Consider the following 18,320-nt stretch of genomic DNA (forward strand, 5'->3'; position numbering starts at 1 on the left):
AAAAACTAAAAGATAAAAGCTATGTTCAAATATCGACATTATTTCTAGAATAATCAACCCCTAATTAATTTTATGATTTACCCTCCCAACTTTATCTTTTAGTTTCTAGTTTTTATCTTTTAGTTTCTAGTTTTTATCTTTTAGTTTCTAGTTTTTATCTTTTAGTTTTTAGAACGGGTACCCGATCGCCACGTTAAACACGGACCGCTTGAATCCTCCACGCGAATCAAACAATACGAAACGGTTTCCCACGGGCATGGAAGGATCTTTTACCTTGATTCCCAAATCAAAACGTAACAAAAAGAAATTAGCGTTCAACCTCAGACCCGCCCCTGTACCGATAGCAATCTGGTTAAAGAAATTATAATTCAGTTTTGCCCCAGAACGATTTTCTTTCGGGTTAATATTCCACACGTTTCCGGCATCCACGAACAACGCTCCCTCCAACAACCAAATCAACTTGAAACGGTATTCAATATTTCCCGCCAATTTGAAATCCCCCACGCTATTCGGGTATTTCTCCGTGGCCAAATAAGAACCAGGACCTAATGTCCTAGCCTGCCAAGCCCGGATGTCGTTTGCCCCACCCCCGTAATACGCCTCCTCAAAAGGCAATACCTTCATGTTTCCATACGGGTAACCACACCCCACGAAAAGACGTCCCACGAGTGAATTCGCCCGGTTGATATACCAGTTATAACGATATTCGGCATCTGCTTTCACAAATTGCGCATACCTTACCCCGAAGATTTTGTAATACTTTTCATTTAACGTTCCACTCGCAGAACTTTTACTTCCGGCAATCCCGTCTATAACGGAAAGAAAATTCCCTGAAGTCTCCGTGTTTACCCTGAAATAACTATAATTCGCAGTTTTCACGTTCACCTGCTGATCCGTGTAAGTGGCAGAGAAAACGGCAGAAAGGATCATATGGTCCGTATAGGCATTTTTGATATACTCATTTTTCAAACCATCGATAAAATTCTGGTCCACATCCTTCATCAACACGTAGTTCAAATCTATCAAATCAAAATTATACCTCCACTTTTTGTTCGCTTTCCGCCATAAATAACCGAAACGGGCATTAGCAATCGAACGGGTATAATACGGGGTATATTCATAACTATACGAAAAAGAAATCGAAGTCTTCGGGGCATAATTCCGCCGGAAATCTTTCATCTTGAAAAACGGCATCCAAAACTGCGGGGTCACGAGTTTTAATTCAGCTCCGATTTCCGAGGTATTAAATATTTTTCCCTCTCCATTGACCTGCTCTTTCCGCAAACTTCCCCAAATACTGGCCGAAATATTCTCCCCCGCACGGAACACGTTACGATGGTTATAAGTAAAATTACCTCCCACTCCCATATTGCCTGAATTATGCGTCCCCTCCAAGAACACGTTATAGGATTGCCTCTTCACGGGCGATAACTGGATCACGCAGTCCAAAGCTTTCACGTCTCCATCCGACTCCACCTCTTTAAAATCGATATTCACCATCTTGAAAAGATTCAGCGCCTGCAATCGCACGTAAGTATCTATCACCCGCCGGGCATCGTACAATTCCATCTGCTGCAACTGGATAGTTTCTATAATCATTTTAGGCTTTATCTTTAGCTTATCCTTGTACAAGATATTATAACCATTGTAATACAACGTATTATACGTAGAATCCACCTGTTCTGCAGTCAGCATCGGGTCGTAATCAAAATTCACGCTGATGTTCCGCACGAAATAACGCCTGTAAGCGTTGCTATCCACGGCATTCTCTACCACCCGTACGAAAACTTTGGCCATATTTTCTTTAGCCGTGCTTGTTGTATCGGCAAAAAACTGGATAAAATTCTTTGAAAAATTGAAATACCCTTTTTCCCGGAGCATCTTCGTGATTCGTTCCCGTTCGTCATCCAGGACGTCAAGATCCAAGGGAGCGTCTTTCTCCAAAAGAGTATTCACCGTATCCCGTCGAAAATTAGCCATCAACCCGCTTTCTTCGGCGATCTGATTTACCCGTCCCCCCTCCTTATCATCAAATCGCACTTCCTGAATCCGGGTAACAGGTCCCACTTTCACGTGGTATTCCACAAACGCCTTCCTTTTCTTATAAAAGATCGTATCTAACACTTCCGCACTATAAAACCCTTTATTATGGAGATACAATTCAATCTGGCTGGCACTTCGTTGCGTCATGAAAGGATCGTAAATAACGGGAGCCTCCCCGATACGTCGTAACCATTGGTTAAATTTCTTTTTTTCATTCCTCCCGCTTAAATTATATAATCCCAGATGAAAACGGGCAACCCCCAAAATCCGGGTATTCGGTTTTTGTCGGATATTTCGTTTCAAATCAGACCGATTAAGCTTATAATCATCCACTTTCACCTTCACACGATCCAGCAAATACTCGTTTTTCCCGACATACTTCGTCGGTGAACACGAATAAAAAATGAAGAATATAAAAAAAATAAAACTTATCTTGTACGCTACCCGCATGCTCAAAAATCTCAAAAAAATACTATGTTTGTGTTTTAATTTTAACCAGCAAGCTTAAAAATGATGCTTAGCAAACACCTAACAAATGTAATTCAAAACCTTGAAAAAAAGAAATTCAGGGAAAAATATAATTTATACAAGGTAGAAGGAGATAAACTCGTACAGGAATTACTCCTCTCTGACATGAAAATAGATTCATTGATTGCCCGTCCCTCGTGGATCGAAAGTAATCAACAACACGTGAAAAAATGTAACACGATCGAGGTAAACGAGATCGAGATGGGACGTATTTCCAATTTCAAATCCCTACCGGAAGTCATCGCACTAGCCGAAATTCCCATTAAAACATACAACCCGGAGGAGATAAAAGACTCGCTTTCAGTGATTCTCAACGGTATTCAAGACCCCGGCAACATCGGCACGATACTCCGGGTTTGCGACTGGTTCGGTATCCGGAACATATTTTGCGATCACGATTGTGCAAACATTTTTAACCCGAAATCCGTTCAAGCAAGCATGGGTGCAATATTCCGGGTGAACGTTTTTTACTTGGATCTTGTCAGTTTTATCCCCCGGTTCACGAACCCAGACTTTCCCTGTTACGGGACATTTCTGGAAGGAGAAAACATCTACCGGATGAACCTCCAAACCAAGGGATTTATCGTCATGGGAAACGAGGGAAACGGAATTACCGCGGGTATCGAACAACTGGTAGACCATAAAATAACAATTCCCAGTTTTGCACACAGTCTTTATTCGACAGAATCCCTGAACGTGGGAGTTGCCACTGGCATCATCCTTTCGGAATTCAAACGAATAGAATATAATAAATAGATAAATCAATTATTTAAAACAAAAAAGGACAGTATGAAAAAATTAGTAATTTTAGCTCTCTTTAGTCTCATCGGTTTAACCACCATGGCTCAATCCTTACCTATAAATATCGGTATTCATGGCGGTTGGAATGACGCAAAAATCAAAGCAAAAGAATATAAAGTAGATTCGCATGGTGGATACATGATTGGTGCCTTCGCAAGAATCAATCTTGGGAGTATTTACTTAGAACCAGCCTTGAACTTTGCACACAAAGAAAGTAAAATCAAAGTCGGTTCTATCGGAAAATTCAAATACAGCTCCATCGACATCCCTGTTATGGTCGGATATAACATTCTCAAACTCCCCATATTCAAATTACGCGGATTCGCTGGTCCCGTTGCATCTTTCGTCACGAAAGATTTAAAAAGCGATTTCAACACGGACAAAATGATGTGGAACGGAAAAATCGGAGCCGGAGTCGATGTATGGAAAGTAACTTTCGATATTGACTACGAATTCGGATTAAAGAAATTCGGAGATGGGGTAAAAGCACCCAAATCATGGAACTTAACCTTGGGATTCAAGATTATCTAATCCCACCCTATTTTTTCTGTAGTTTCCTAAAATCGGTTTACTCGATTTTAGGAAACTACAGAAAAAAAATTATCAAATACTTGCATTATTCATTTATTCTGTTTTCCTTTGTCCCTATCAATTCAATCTGCAAGGATTGTTTGAATTATAAAGAGGAGTCGAGAGAACGGGCTCATGGAAACTCCGACAACCTGCAAGGCTACTTGCAAGGTGCCAAAACCCGACCTGAGAACCAGGAGTTATAATTTAAGCTGAAAGAAAATGAAAACAGAAACAACAAAACAAAACAGCATTTATTGCACTACAAATTGTAGCACTCTTTTCATTCATTCTATCGCCATGTCTATGCGTATGCGCTGCATGCGCTAATATTTTTTATACCCCGGACTTTTTATTTTAGATTTTTTTGATTTCAGATTTTTGATTGGGAAATTACACGGTAATTTTCAAGATTTCATGAATCGGTTTCAAGGATAAACCGTGTGAAAACGTGTCATTGCATACCATCAAATCATCCCTAGAAATCAATTAGTTGCAAGGCAGCTAACAGATAAAAAATCACCAACAAAAATTTATCCATTAAAAAATTGTACAAGATCATGGCTAAAACATACGCAGAAATAAACGATAAAATCAAGAAAGGTACGGCTGTCGTGTTGACTGCCGAAGAGGTTGCAGAACTGGCAAAAACGCTCTCCCCGAAAGAGATCGCAGAGAAAGTGGATGTCGTGACCACGGCCACTTTCGGGGCAATGTGTTCCTCCGGGGCATTTTTAAACTTCGGACACGCTAATCCCCCGATTCGCATGGAAAAAATCGAATTGAACGGCATTCGTGTCAGTGGCGGATTGGCTGCCGTGGACACTTACGTGGGAGCAACTGATTGCAATCCGGAAAACCCCAGTTACGGGGGAGCCCACATCATAGAAGATCTGATTGCAGGTAAAGAAATCACGCTGGAGGCCTGGGGAAAAGGTACGGATTGTTATCCCCGGAAACATATCAAAACAGTGATCACCAAAGACACGATCAACGAGGCTATCCTGTACAACCCCAGAAATGCCTACCAGAATTATAACGTGGCTACTAATTCCACGGATAAAATTAAATACACGTACATGGGAACCTTGTTGCCAAAATTGCGAAACGCCTCTTACAGCACGGCCGGAGAATTATCTCCCCTGTTGAACGATCCGGAATGTCGCACGATCGGTTTAGGAACTCGTATTTTCCTCTGCGGGACAGAAGGATACGTCACTTGGAACGGAACACAATTCCACTCCACAAAAGAAACGAACGAACACGGTATTCCCACCAGCAATGCCCGCACGATTGCCGTGATCGGAGACTTAAAAAATATGAGTACGGAATTTTTAAGAGGAGTTTATTACGAAAAATACGGGGTAAGCATGTTTGTCGGCATCGGCATCCCCATCCCGATTCTGGATGAAGACCTTGCCCGCAGAGTATCTATCCGAAATGAACAAATAGAAACCACGGTTATCGATTACGGAGACGGGAATAAGATTTTAGGTAAAACAAATTATGCCGCCCTGCAAAGTGGAGAGATCGAGGTCAATGGCCATAAAATCAAAACGGCTCCTGTTGCCAGCTTGTCAAAAGCCCGGCAAATTGCCGAGATTTTAAAGTCATGGATTCAGAAAGGAGATTTCCTGCTCACGGAACCCGTTCGCCCCATGCCAACAGGCACTTCTCTAAAAGGACTCCAAGAAATTGAAAATGGAGAATTGAAAAAAGATTAAGTGCTTGCCGATTCAACGATTACGTGATTTTATAATCATCTAATCGGAAATCACAGAATCAAATAATTAGTAAAATCTAAAATTAATAGCGGCTATGACTAAAAAAGTAATATTAACCTTCCCGGTTGACGCAACAGACAGACCCTTGACATACGACTTAATTCGTATCTATGATGTAAAAGTAAATATCCTAAAGGCGGAGATACAACCCGGAAAAACCGGATCACTCTTGATCGAAATGGACGCGGATCCCTTGAGAATAGAACAGGCTATCGCCTTCCTGAATGATAACGGGGTAACCGTAAGCCCTGTATCCAGCAAGATTTCTTACGACGAATCCCGTTGTATCAATTGTGGTAACTGTGCCTCGGCCTGTTTCTCCCACGCCTTGACGATCGAGGCTCCCGACTGGAAACTACAATTCAATCCCGAAAAATGTATCGCCTGCAAACTATGTTTAAAAGCTTGCCCGTTGAAACTTTTCAAGATTGAATTCAGTAATCCGGAAAGCTGCTAGACAATTGAAAATTGAAATTATAAATTAATTCGGTTATGATCGAGTACAAAAATCGCACATATCGGGAGCATTTGCAGAAAGAGCGCTGGTATTCTTTCACGGTTGCTTACAAAGAGACAGACCTGTGGATCGGAATAGATCAAGCATCTTTCCAAGAAAGCATACCAACATTCACGGAATCCCGAATCCGAACATTACGGGAATACATGGATGCTTACCTGCAAAATGATCCGGATTACGCCACGTCACTCGTTCCCTACGAGGCACAACCGGGAGCCCCGACCATTTTTCAAGAGATGTCTGAGGTGACCAGAAAATCCGGAATCGGTCCGATGAGCGCAGTTGCCGGGGCTGTTGCCAGCCGAATTGGTCAAGAGATCAAAGAAAAGTACGGGGTGCGGGAAATCATCGTGGAAAATGGTGGGGACATCTATGCGGACATACAAGAAAACATAGATATTGCCGTGTTTGCCGGGACCTCTCCCCTGTCGGAAAAAGTGGGTTTCACCCTCCGGGCTGAGCACGCCCCCCTGGGAATTTGTACTTCATCCGGAACCGTGGGTCCCTCTTTAAGTTTCGGGAAAGCGGATGCTGTCATGATTATTTGTAAAAATTGTGCTTTAGCCGACACGTACGCCACGGCTTTTGCCAACGAGATCAAAACAACAGATGACATCGCCCCCTGCATCGAAAAGATCGGGAAGACGAAAGACATCCTTGCCGCCATCTGCATCAAGGATGACAAAATCGGAATTCACGGCATTTTTGATTTAAAACTCTTTCATTCTAAACTTTAAATTCTAAATTACAAAAATGAACCTACAAGATCGCATATACATACTAGATGGAGCCACCGGAACAGCTTTGCAGCAATTCCGATTGACAGAAACCGATTTCCGAGGCGAGGAATTTGCACAACACCCGATCCCCCTAAAGGGAAACAACGATGTGCTGAATATTACCCGCCCGGACGTGATTCGTCAGGTACATCAAAACTATATTGATGCGGGAGCCGATATTATCGAAACCAACACCTTCAATGCCAATGCTATTTCACAAACCGAATATGGCTGTTCGGAATGGGTGGAACGCTTTAACTTGGAAGGCGCCCGTCTGGCAAAAGAAACCGCAGCCGCTTGTAAAGAACGGAAAATTTACGTGGCAGGAAGTATCGGACCAACCGATAAATCCCTGACCCTCGCCCCCGATCCCGATCAACCGACTTACCGAATCGTGGATTTCGACACGCTGGCCAACGCATACGCCAGTCAGGTAACGGCATTAATAGAAGGCGGTGTAGATTTGTTGCTGGTTGAAACCATCTATGACGGGCTGAATGCGAAAGCCGCTCTTTACGCTATCGCAAAAGTACAGGAAGAGAAAGGCACGCATCTTCCCGTGATGCTCTCCGCCACGGTAAACGACAAAAGCGGACGTACACTGACCGGACAATCACTAGAGGCCCTGTTCACAAGCCTTTCCCACTACCCGATTCTCAGCTTTGGCCTGAACTGTTCATTCGGAGCGAAAGAGTTACACCATTTCCTGCGGGAACTGGCTCCACGCATCCCGTGTTACATCAGTATATACCCGAACGCAGGACTACCGAATGAAATGGGAGAATACGACGAATCACCGGAATTCACCGCTCTTTGTCTCCAGAACATGGCAAAAGAGGGATTGATCAATATTGCCGGAGGATGTTGCGGAACGACACCGGAACACATCCGGGCAATCGCAAACGCCTTGAAAGACATCCCCCCTAGAAAAGTCCCGACATCCAACCACCAACTAAAAGTGAGTGGTCTCGATACCGTCGTGGTGGATAAGGAATTAAACAATTTTATCAATATCGGCGAACGTACAAACGTGGCAGGTTCCGCAAAATTTGCCCGTCTTATCCGGGAAAAGAATTACACGGAGGCTGCCACGATCGCCCGGAAACAGATCGAGGCAGGAGCGTCTATCATCGACATCAACATGGATGATGCCATGTTGGACGGCACGGCCGAGATGGAACGTTTCGTGCGAATCATCAGCAACGAACCGGATATTGCCAAAGCGGCTTTCATGATAGATTCTTCCAAGTGGGAAACCATCCTTGCCGGGTTAAAAAACACGCAAGGAAAATGTATTGTAAACTCGATCAGCTTGAAAGAAGGGGAAAAAGACTTCCTTTACAAAGCCAAAGAAATTCAACGTCTGGGGGCAGCCGTGGTCGTGATGGCATTTGACGAAGAAGGCCAAGCCACGACATACCAACGTAAAATAGACATTTGCCAAAGAGCTTACGACTTGTTGACCTCGCAAGCCGGATTTACTCCCGAAAACATTATCTTCGATGTGAATATCCTAGCCATCGGAACCGGCATCGAGGAACACAACAATTATGCCGTGGACTATATCGAGGCGGTACGCTGGATTAAACAAAACTTGAAAGGATGCCGCACATCCGGTGGTGTCTCCAACCTGTCATTCTCGTTCCGGGGAAACAACACGGTGCGGGAAGCCATGCACTCCGTTTTCTTGTACCACGCCATCCATGCAGGGTTGGATATGGCGATCGTGAATCCTGCCATGTTACAGGTATATGACGAGATCGACCCGATATTGCTGAAAGCCGTGGAAGACGTCGTACTAAACCGTACACCTGAAGCAACGGAAACCCTGATCACCCTTGCCGAAAAATACAAGGAAACGAAAGGAGAAGTAAAAACAGTGCAACAGGAAGAATGGCGGAACCGTCCCCTGGAAGAACGTCTCGGACACGCTCTAATCAAAGGAATCACGGATTATCTGACGGAAGATCTTCAAGAGGCACTCGCGCATTATGCCAGCCCGGTCGAGATCATTGAAGAACCTTTAATGAAAGGCATGGAACGAGTCGGACAATTCTTCGGGGAAGGAAAAATGTTCTTGCCACAGGTCGTGAAATCAGCCAAGGTTATGAAAGAAGCCGTACACATCCTGCAACCGGAAATCGAACGTCACAACACATCGGGTAAAAACGTAACCCGCCGACCCCGTGTCGTGATTGCCACGGTGAAAGGAGACGTACACGACATCGGTAAAAATATCGTGAATATTGTTCTGACCTGTAATAATCTGGATGTAATCGACCTTGGTGTCATGGTTGACAATCAGAGTATTGTTAAGGCTGCCAAAGAACACGAGGCAGATATTATCGGGGTCAGCGGTTTGATCACGCCCTCTCTGGGGGAAATGGAAAACCTGTGCGAACTGTTGCAAAAAGAACAATTACAAGTTCCCCTACTTGTTGGCGGGGCTACGACCTCAACGGTGCATACGGCCGTCAAACTAGCACCTAAATACGATTATTGCGTTGTGTCAGGCGGTGACGCATCCCGGACCGTGGGAATCATCAAGCGTTTACTGAATGACCGGGAAAATTATATTCGTGAAATAAAAGTTGAACAAGAAAACATTCGAACTTTGTACAATCAACATCAACAAAAACAAATATCACTCGAAGAGGCTCGCCGGAGAGCCCCTCGGTACGATTGGGATCACGTGGAGCCCACAACTTTCGGAGAACACAATCTACTGGTAAAACGCTTGAATCTCGAAGATTTAGTGGAAAGAATCGACTGGACACCATTTTTCCATTTCTGGGGATTCAAAGGGATATACCCGGAAATCATTTACACGAACGACGAGGCGGACCGTACTTACCAGGCAGCACTGGATATGCTGGGTAAAGTGATCGCCGGAAATGAATTTGACGTTTCCATCATTGTCCGTTTCTTTGATGCCTATTCGGAGCATGAAGACATCGTTCTGGATGGTCAATATCGATTCACGATGCCCCGGCAGCAAGCGGACTTGGAAGAGTGTCTTTCACTGGCTGATTTTGTCATCCCGAAAGAAAAAGGAATCGGCAGCGTGGGACTATTCTGCTTGAAAGTACAGGATGATCACCAATGCAACGATTGCCGTGATTTTGAACATTTGTTACGAGGAAGTCTCTGTGCCCGGTTGGCAGAAGCCTGCGCGGAATGGATGCAGGAACAAGTCAATGAAGGAACTCACATCATCCGTCCCGCTTTCGGTTACCCGACTTGCCCGGATCATGCGATGAAGAAATTGGCCTTTGACATCTTGGATGCTCCTGCCCAGATCGGGGTACGCCTCACCGAGGGGTATTCCATCTATCCCTCGACAAGCCTGTGTGGTATGCTGATTTCTCATCCTAAAGCAAAATATTTTAGCGTATAAGACTCTAAAATAAGATAAAAGTAACAAACTCCCTCCCCCCTTCGGGGTACTCCCTCTATAAACAGAGGGAGAGCTGGAATACTCCCTGTTTTCGGGAAGAGTCACCAACTCCTCCTCTGTTTATAGAGGAGGTGGCACGAAGTGACGGAGGAGTTTGAACTCTAAAATAGATAAACTATTGGAATCTAAAAATCTAAAATTATGAAAGTCATCGACATACTCAACAATACAGACAAAGCGGTATTCTCTTTCGAGCTGGTACCGCCACTAAAAGGCGGAGACATCAATAAAATATACGAGGCCATCGAACCTTTGATTGCCCTTGCTCCCCCATTCATTAACATTACCTTTCACCGGGATGAAGTGGTATATCGTGAATACCCGGACGGAACGATCAAAAAAGTTACCGTGACAAAACGCCCCGGTTCCGTGGCACTGGCCGCAGCCATCATGAGACGGTACAACGTGGACATGGTTCCTCATATCGTGTGCGGGGGAGCCACCCGCCACAAGATCGAAAACGAACTCATAGACTTGAATTTCCTTGACATTGAAAACGTGATGGCACTCCGGGGTGATCCCATACCGGGAGAACGTTTCTTTACTCCCGAAGAAGGCGGACACCAATATAGTTGTGAACTGGTAGAACAAATCACTCGCATGAACCACGGCCAATACTTGGATGACACGCTGACAGATGCCGTTCCCACGAACTTCTGCATCGGGGTTGCCGGATACCCGGAAAAACATTACGAGGCACCCAACCAAGCCTGTGACATCGAAAACCTGAAAAAGAAAGTCGATGCGGGAGCGAATTATATCGTCACCCAGATGTTTTTCGATAACTCCAAATTTTTCCAGTTTGTCGATAAATGCCGGGCGCAAGGAATTAACGTACCTATCGTACCGGGACTAAAACCCATATCAACACTCAAACATCTGGAAATGCTCCCACGTACATTCAGTATCGATATTCCGCACGAACTGGTTAAAGAGATTCGTTCATGCAAAAATAACAAGGAGATCAACCAAGTCGGTATAGAATGGTGCGTGGCACAGAGTAAAGAACTCATCGCACACGGGGTTCCCGCCGTTCATTACTACACGATGGGGAAATCGGAAAATATTCAGGAAATTGTAAAACAAGTTTTCTAAGCTATGCAACAAGAAACTAAACCAAACTTTTGGGCACTAACTCCCTTGATCGTATTTTTAAGTATCTACCTGATCGCCTCTATCATCATGGGAGATTTTTACAAAATGCCGATCACGGTAGCATTTCTCGTCTCTTCCGTTGTGGCCGTGACCATCTCTTCCGGGGGAAAACTCCACAAACGGATAGACCTATTCTGTAAAGGAGCCGCCAACAGCAATATCATGCTCATGGTATGGATTTTTATCCTTGCCGGGGCATTTGCCCAAACGGCAAAAGCCGTGGGGGCGGTAGATGCGACTGTTAATCTCGCTTTATCCGTACTTCCGGACAGTCTCTTACTCGCGGGGATGTTTATTGCCGCCTGTTTCATTTCACTTTCCATGGGAACTTCTGTCGGTACGATTGTGGCACTTACCCCCGTCGCCGTCGGTATTGCCGTACAAACAGGCATAAACACACCTTTCATGGTAGCCATCGTGGTCGGAGGAGCCATGTTCGGGGATAACCTATCCTTTATCTCCGACACGACCATTGTTGCCACCCGCACGCAAGGCTGTAACATGAAAGATAAATTTAAAGTCAATAGCTTAATTGTCATCCCGGTTGCCATACTCGTAACTATCGTTTACCTGTTCCAAGGTAGCGAAATAACAACAACACCCAGCGCCACCCCGATCGAGTGGTTAAAAGTAATTCCTTACATTTTGGTACTTACCACCGCATTAGCTGGCGTGAATGTCATGATCGTACTTTTACTCGGTATTCTCTGTTCCGGTATAGTCGGGATAATTACCGGAAACATTCAATTCTGGGAATGGATTGCCGCCATGGGTACGGGTATCTCCGGCATGGGAGAACTGATCATTATCACGTTACTGGCAGGCGGAATGCTCGAAATGATTCGCTACAACGGGGGTATTGTCTACATCATTCAGAAATTAACCACTCATGTCAAATCAAAAAAAGGAGCCGAATTAAGTATTGCCGCCCTCGTCAGTTTCGCCGATTTATGCACGGCAAACAACACGATAGCCCTCATCATGTCCGGCCCCATAGCTAAAGACATTGCCAATCGTTTTGGTGTCGATCCCCGGAAATCAGCTAGCCTGTTAGACACCTTCTCGTGTTTCGTGCAAGGTATCATTCCCTACGGGGCGCAATTACTCATGGCTGCCGGCCTAGCCTCCATTACCCCGCTAGCCATCATGCAGTACCTCTACTACCCGTACTTAATGGGTGTTGCAGCCCTTTTAGCTATATTCTTCCGCTATCCCCGGAAATACTCACGGTAAACTTTTAGCTTTTATCTTTTAGTTTTTAACTTTGCCCCATGACAATAATCGAAATCATCGTCACCATACTCCTCGGTACCGCCGCAGGTTTTATCAACACGTTTGCCGGGGGCGGCTCCATGTTGGTAGTACCTTTCCTTATCTTCATCGGCTTACCGGCAAACGTGGCGAACGCAACCAATCGGATTGCTATTTTATTGCAAAACGTGGTATCCGTCAGCGGCTTTAAACAAAAGAGAATACTTGATTTCAAAAGCGATTCTAAACTGCTACTCCCCGTGGCCCTCGGTAGTATCGTGGGGGCATTTATTGCCGTGGACATCAACGAAGAGATATTCAAAAAAGTCATTGCCGGACTTTTAATCGTCATGTTTTTCATGCTACTCTTGAACCCGGATGCTTGGGTTAAAGCAAATGTGGACAAGGCAAAAATGAAAAGCCCGTGGCTACGAAACATTATCTTCTTCTTCCTGGGAATTTACGGCGGATTTATCCAAATCGGTATCGGATTCTTCCTGCTGGCGGGGTTGGTTCTCGGATGCGGTTATGATCTATTAAAAGCCAATGCCATAAAACTATTTATCGTGCTATTCTACACGATTATCGCTCTGGCAATCTTTATCTGGAACGATCTCGTGGATTTTAAAGTCGGATTTATCCTAGCCTGTGGAAATATGCTTGGGGCATGGTTAGGAGTACGTTTCAGTATCAAATGGGGAGCCAAATACATCCGGTATTTCCTGCTCGTCGTACTTGTCATTGTAGCCGTACGCCTGTTTTTCAGCTAACCGAATTTAAACAATCCATAACATCACGTGAAAACTTCTTAAAACGACCTTTCCATACAGGATTATTAGTTAACTTTGCAATCCAAATTCAAAGATCATGGAAATAAAAATAGGACACTCTTTCACACAAGAAATTACCGTGCAACATAAAGACACGGCCGTCGTTTACGGTTCCGGAAAACTGGAAGTATTCGCAACACCCGCAATGGTAGGTTTAATGGAAAACACAGCTATCAAATGCCTGGAAGGTATGTTGGAAGCCGACAGCGACACCGTAGGTATCGAAATCAATACCAAACACGTGAAGGCAACCGCTGTTGGCAAGAAAGTAACCTGCAAAGCTACCATCACCGAGGTTGACGGTCGCCGTATTCGTTTCTCTATCGAGGCATGGGATGAAACCGCCCCTATCGGCTCGGCCATCCACGACCGCTTTATCATCAACCCGGAAAAATTCATGAGCAAACTTTCTTAATTGTAAATTGAATAATTGTAAATTTTAAATTGAAGAACCAACATTTTCAATTTAAAATCTAAAATTTAAAATCTAAAATTAGTAAATGTTTAAACTGACCTCAGCATTCGAACCGACCGGGGATCAACCGGAAGCAATCAAGGAACTAACGCAAGGACTTCTGGATGAAGTCCCGGGGCAGGTATTATTGGGAGTTACAGGATCGGGAAAGACATTTACGATTGCCAACGTGATACAAGAGGTTCAGCGTCCGACACTAATCCTCAGTCACAACAAGACGTTAGCCGCCCAGTTATACGGGGAGTTCAAAGCCTTTTTCCCCGAAAATGCGGTGGAGTACTTTGTATCTTACTACGACTATTACCAACCGGAGGCTTACTTACCCACCACCAACACGTATATCGAAAAAGATCTCATGATCAATGACGAGATCGACAAATTACGGTTACGAACCACGGCATCCTTGCTATCCGGACGCCGGGATGTAATTGTGATTTCATCGGTCTCATGTCTTTACGGTATGGCAGACCCGACTGCTTTCGGTTCAAATATTATCTACTTGCAGAAAGGTCAAAAGATAGCCCGTAATCAACTTTTACGCCGTTTGGTGGATGCCCTTTACGTGAATAACGAACTGGAATTCAAACGTGGTAGTTTCCGGGCAAAAGGAGAAACCGTGGACATCTTTCCGGCCATTGAAACCTTCGAGGGAATGGCCTATCGAATTGAATTTTGGGATGATGAGATTGACCGGATTACCTCGTTCAGCCCGCAAACCGGGAAAACGATCGACGAAATGGAAAATCTGAACATCTACCCCGCAAATCTGTTTGTCACGGATAAAGCCACGCTCACGAAAGCCATACATGACATAGAACACGATCTTGTCGTGCAAGTTGATTTCTTAAACTCCATCGGCAAACACTTTGAGGCAAAACGACTGGACGAACGGGTAAAATATGACGTGGAAATGATCCGGGAACTAGGCTATTGCTCCGGTATCGAGAACTACTCCCGCTACCTAGACGGGCGGGCTGCCGGAGTTCGCCCCTTCTGCCTGCTGGATTACTTCCCGCAGGATTTCCTGCTCGTTGTAGACGAATCACACGTGACCCTCCCGCAAGTAAGAGCCATGTATGGTGGTGACCGTTCCCGTAAACAATCACTCGTGGAATACGGGTTCCGTCTTCCGGCAGCTTTCGACAACCGTCCACTCACGTTTGAAGAATTCGAGGCCAACACGGGGCAAACCATATACGTCAGTGCCACCCCGGCCGATTATGAACTGGAAAAATGCAATGGGGTTGTCGTGGAACAGATTATTCGTCCCACCGGAATTCTTGATCCGGAAATTGAAGTCGTTCCCAGCAAGAACCAGATAGACCACCTCATCAACGAAATACAAAAACGAATTGAGATCAACGAAAAAGTTCTTGTAACCACGCTGACCAAGCGAATGGCGGAGGAACTAAGTAAATATTTGGACCGCATTCGCATCAAATGCCAGTACATTCACTCTGACGTGGACACACTGGAACGAGTACAGATCATCGAAAATTTACGTAAAGGAGTAATTGACGTAATTGTCGGAGTTAACTTGTTACGTGAAGGATTAGATATGCCTGAAGTTTCACTTGTTGCCATCCTCGATGCCGACAAAGAAGGATTCCTACGTTCTACCCGTTCACTGATACAGACCTCCGGACGTGCCGCCCGTAACCTAAATGGCAAAGTGATCATGTATGCCGACACGATCACTCGCTCTATGCAGGAAACCATCAATGAAACCCAGTACCGCCGAGAAAAACAGATGGAATATAACCTTCAACACGGCATCACCCCTACCCAAATACGGAAATCCACGGAATCCGTACTAAAAGAAACTTCCCGTGCTTACATTGAAGAAGAGCACGTGAACTTAGCCGCAGACCCCGTTACCGCTTACATGAGTAAACCGGAACTGGAAAAAATGCTACAAAAAACAAAAGCCGCCATGCAAAAAGCTGCCAAAGAAATGGATTTCCTTGAAGCTGCCCGCCTCCGGGATGAAATGTTTAAACTGGAAGAAACAATCAAACGGCTGAATCCTTAAAACGAATCATTACAAATAAAAAAACTACCATGGGAAATTTAGGAGAACCATTTATTCCAATACATCCGGGTGAAATCATAAAAGAAGAATTGGAATTCAGAAAAATCTCGCAGAAACAATTTGCCCAAATTGTAGATTTTTCGTACACCATGCTTAACGATATTCTGAACGGGAAACGCCCTGTATCTACAGATTTCGCCTTGCTAATCGAAGTTTCATTAGGTATCAATGCCGAAATGTTAGTAAATATGCAAACTCGCTACAATTTACAACTGGCTCGACAAAACAAGAAAAACATTGACAAATTTGAGAAGTTACGAAATATTTGTGCTTCGTTATTATAGCAAAAAGCAACTGTTTTTCCAGTTGCTTTTTACCCTTCCAATCAAAATTCGAACCCACATTCTACAGGTGTTCGAAGTATTCTCCATTGTTTATCTACAGCTTCTAAAAATTCTTCAAGTTTCACGGAAATTTCTTTTAATTTCGGGGAAGATAGATCATTTAAATACAAACCATTAGCACTTATCGTGTAACTTCCCGTTAATGCCTCCCCATCACATTGACGAATACTTTTACTTACAAGTGGAATCTCGTTCAAGACATTCTTTCTTGGGGTATAGTCTTCCCGTATTGTAATGAAAGCCCCTTCTTTTTCTGTAGCCTCCTCAATATTCATAAACTCTCTCTTTTCCATCCGATCCAAGAATTGTTGCATTTGCTCAATAACACAGCTTATTTGCTCGGAAGATGTAAAGTGCATCTCCCCCTCGTAAGTATCGATATAGTAAGAAACACCATAAGTATCTTTATCCGCAAAACGACAAACAGACATATCCACATCAATTCCACATAAATCATCATCCTCAAATTCCTGAAAAGAGGTATCACCTTGTTCAAGAAACGTTTCGATCGTATCATGAATTTCAACTAATTGTTTTAACGAAAGATCGTACAATAACTCATCACCAATGGAAATACTATAGAGGCGTCGCATCTTACACGCAACCTCTAATTCTTTAATTTCTTTCGCTTGAAAAGAATTGTACACAAACCATTTCTCAACAAAAGAAGTTTCCCTTGATAATTTCACCATTAATTCTATTAATCGTGAAGCTAACAGTCTCTTATCCTTACTATACGAGGGGACATCAACGTAACCTTGAAAAAAAGCATCAGCCAATTTCATCCAAGGAAGTCGCATACAATCTAAGAGTTGTTGCGTTTCATTCATTTCATGGAGCAAGCCTCCCAATAAATTTTCATCACAATCTCCGCTCAATTTATTACTCCGAAACCTTCTCATAACCTGAGACTTCGTCAGATAGAAATCTTTCGAAGACATTCTTTGTTGCTCTCCCGACATCCCGTCAGAAAAAGCACTTTCATCCTTTTCACCCATGATAGTCACATTTCAGGTCCATTACTCCTCAAACCAATCAAAGCTTCTACTTCTTTCCTCTGTTGCTGGTATCGACGTGCCAAACCCATAATCAAAGGTTCTTTCTTTGAGAGATATTTCATCTTTTTTATCAACTCTATCACCAAATCTGATAAGCGATTTTGCTTCTCTTTTCCCTCTACCAGAACTACATAATGCATAAAACTACTATATAGTACTGAAATACTATCCTCCCACTGAAATTGTAAACTGTGTAATAGGTTTTCCACGATACGCAAGTGTTTCAACATAACCTCTAAAGGTTCCTTTTTCTCTTGCACCCCAAACGCCATTAAACGTTCTGCCTCCCAAATGTAGTAATTTTCCAGCCTTTCAATTTCTTCCGTGGACAGATTACCTAACGCATCTCCATTTTCTGATTGCGCCTTCAAAGCATCATTCTTTTCCATAAGTTATAGGTTTAAGTCAGGCAGAAAAAAACGGTTCCGCCTTTCCCGTTGACTTACACTACAACCGCAGCAGTGGGTACATTAATACACCACACGGGGGTACAGAACCGTATGTTGAGTAACAGGCATGAAAAATGCCTGCTACAATTAGGCAGGAACTCCCTGCGGTTGTTATAATGTAAGTCAATAGCAAAGGTATCAAACTATAAACAAATAGCAAACAGGAATGCAAGATTATATTAAATTT

15 protein-coding genes and 1 riboswitch are annotated in these 18,320 nt (G+C 43.8%); of the genes, 12 read left to right on the forward strand and 3 right to left on the reverse strand.

Translation table 11 applies throughout. From position 1 onward, the window contains the following. Window positions 1-168 precede the first annotated feature (168 nt). Window positions 169-2,508 (reverse strand): BamA/TamA family outer membrane protein, encoded by a 2,340-nt coding sequence (locus AB5542_RS02895; protein ID WP_270542030.1) that lies wholly within the window; start codon window positions 2,506-2,508, stop codon window positions 169-171. Window positions 2,509-2,556: 48 nt separating this feature from the next. On the opposite strand from AB5542_RS02895, the gene AB5542_RS02900 reads away from it, so the two are divergent. The 12 genes from AB5542_RS02900 to AB5542_RS02955 all read left to right on the forward strand — a co-directional run bounded on the left by AB5542_RS02900 (window position 2,557) and on the right by AB5542_RS02955 (window position 16,566). Then, window positions 2,557-3,327 carry an RNA methyltransferase gene (locus AB5542_RS02900; RefSeq protein WP_410520040.1) on the forward strand — a complete coding sequence of 257 codons (771 nt, stop codon included), beginning with the start codon at window positions 2,557-2,559 and terminating at the stop codon, window positions 3,325-3,327. Window positions 3,328-3,360: 33 nt separating this feature from the next. Continuing rightward, complete coding sequence (locus tag AB5542_RS02905) at window positions 3,361-3,903, forward strand: porin family protein (RefSeq protein ID WP_087420460.1); 543 nt, start codon at window positions 3,361-3,363, stop codon at window positions 3,901-3,903. A 142-nt stretch (window positions 3,904-4,045) separates the two neighbouring features. Continuing rightward, window positions 4,046-4,151: riboswitch (SAM riboswitch) on the forward strand. 351 nt (window positions 4,152-4,502) lie between these two features. Continuing rightward, window positions 4,503-5,666 (forward strand): homocysteine biosynthesis protein, encoded by a 1,164-nt coding sequence (locus tag AB5542_RS02910; protein ID WP_270542028.1) that lies wholly within the window; start codon window positions 4,503-4,505, stop codon window positions 5,664-5,666. Between the two features lie 94 nt (window positions 5,667-5,760). Further along, window positions 5,761-6,183 (forward strand): NIL domain-containing protein, encoded by a 423-nt coding sequence (locus AB5542_RS02915; protein WP_087420462.1) that lies wholly within the window; start codon window positions 5,761-5,763, stop codon window positions 6,181-6,183. Window positions 6,184-6,218: 35 nt separating this feature from the next. Continuing rightward, window positions 6,219-6,980 carry a UPF0280 family protein gene (locus AB5542_RS02920; RefSeq protein ID WP_270542027.1) on the forward strand — a complete coding sequence of 254 codons (762 nt, stop codon included), beginning with the start codon at window positions 6,219-6,221 and terminating at the stop codon, window positions 6,978-6,980. A gap of 16 nt (window positions 6,981-6,996) precedes the next feature. Beyond that, entirely contained in the window at window positions 6,997-10,419 is a 3,423-nt protein-coding gene (gene metH / locus AB5542_RS02925; protein ID WP_270542026.1) for a methionine synthase, read from the forward strand. A 201-nt stretch (window positions 10,420-10,620) separates the two neighbouring features. After that, window positions 10,621-11,574 carry a methylenetetrahydrofolate reductase [NAD(P)H] gene (metF, locus tag AB5542_RS02930; RefSeq protein WP_279037375.1) on the forward strand — a complete coding sequence of 318 codons (954 nt, stop codon included), beginning with the start codon at window positions 10,621-10,623 and terminating at the stop codon, window positions 11,572-11,574. 3 nt (window positions 11,575-11,577) lie between these two features. Beyond that, entirely contained in the window at window positions 11,578-12,867 is a 1,290-nt protein-coding gene (locus AB5542_RS02935) for a Na+/H+ antiporter NhaC family protein (protein ID WP_340279063.1), read from the forward strand. A 38-nt stretch (window positions 12,868-12,905) separates the two neighbouring features. Further along, complete coding sequence (locus AB5542_RS02940; protein WP_279037380.1) at window positions 12,906-13,655, forward strand: sulfite exporter TauE/SafE family protein; 750 nt, start codon at window positions 12,906-12,908, stop codon at window positions 13,653-13,655. Window positions 13,656-13,752: 97 nt separating this feature from the next. Continuing rightward, window positions 13,753-14,130 (forward strand): thioesterase family protein, encoded by a 378-nt coding sequence (locus AB5542_RS02945; RefSeq protein WP_279037381.1) that lies wholly within the window; start codon window positions 13,753-13,755, stop codon window positions 14,128-14,130. A gap of 85 nt (window positions 14,131-14,215) precedes the next feature. Next, entirely contained in the window at window positions 14,216-16,222 is a 2,007-nt protein-coding gene (uvrB, locus tag AB5542_RS02950) for an excinuclease ABC subunit UvrB (RefSeq protein ID WP_279037382.1), read from the forward strand. 29 nt (window positions 16,223-16,251) lie between these two features. After that, the gene (locus tag AB5542_RS02955; RefSeq protein ID WP_118258243.1) at window positions 16,252-16,566 is read left to right on the forward strand and encodes a HigA family addiction module antitoxin; all 315 of its coding nucleotides are present in this window, start codon (window positions 16,252-16,254) and stop codon (window positions 16,564-16,566) included. A 41-nt stretch (window positions 16,567-16,607) separates the two neighbouring features. Here the strand turns inward: AB5542_RS02955 and AB5542_RS02960 are convergent, their stop codons facing one another. Both AB5542_RS02960 and AB5542_RS02965 read right to left on the reverse strand, forming a co-directional pair. Further along, the gene (locus AB5542_RS02960; protein WP_279037383.1) at window positions 16,608-17,624 is read right to left on the reverse strand and encodes a hypothetical protein; all 1,017 of its coding nucleotides are present in this window, start codon (window positions 17,622-17,624) and stop codon (window positions 16,608-16,610) included. Between the two features lie 5 nt (window positions 17,625-17,629). Further along, the gene (locus tag AB5542_RS02965) at window positions 17,630-18,073 is read right to left on the reverse strand and encodes a hypothetical protein (RefSeq protein ID WP_279037385.1); all 444 of its coding nucleotides are present in this window, start codon (window positions 18,071-18,073) and stop codon (window positions 17,630-17,632) included. Window positions 18,074-18,320: the final 247 nt, after the last annotated feature.

Origin of the sequence: Butyricimonas sp. RTP31003st1_G1_RTP31003_210430, from assembly GCF_040920905.1 — a bacterium.
GTDB classification, from domain to species: Bacteria; Bacteroidota; Bacteroidia; order Bacteroidales; family Marinifilaceae; genus Butyricimonas; species Butyricimonas paravirosa.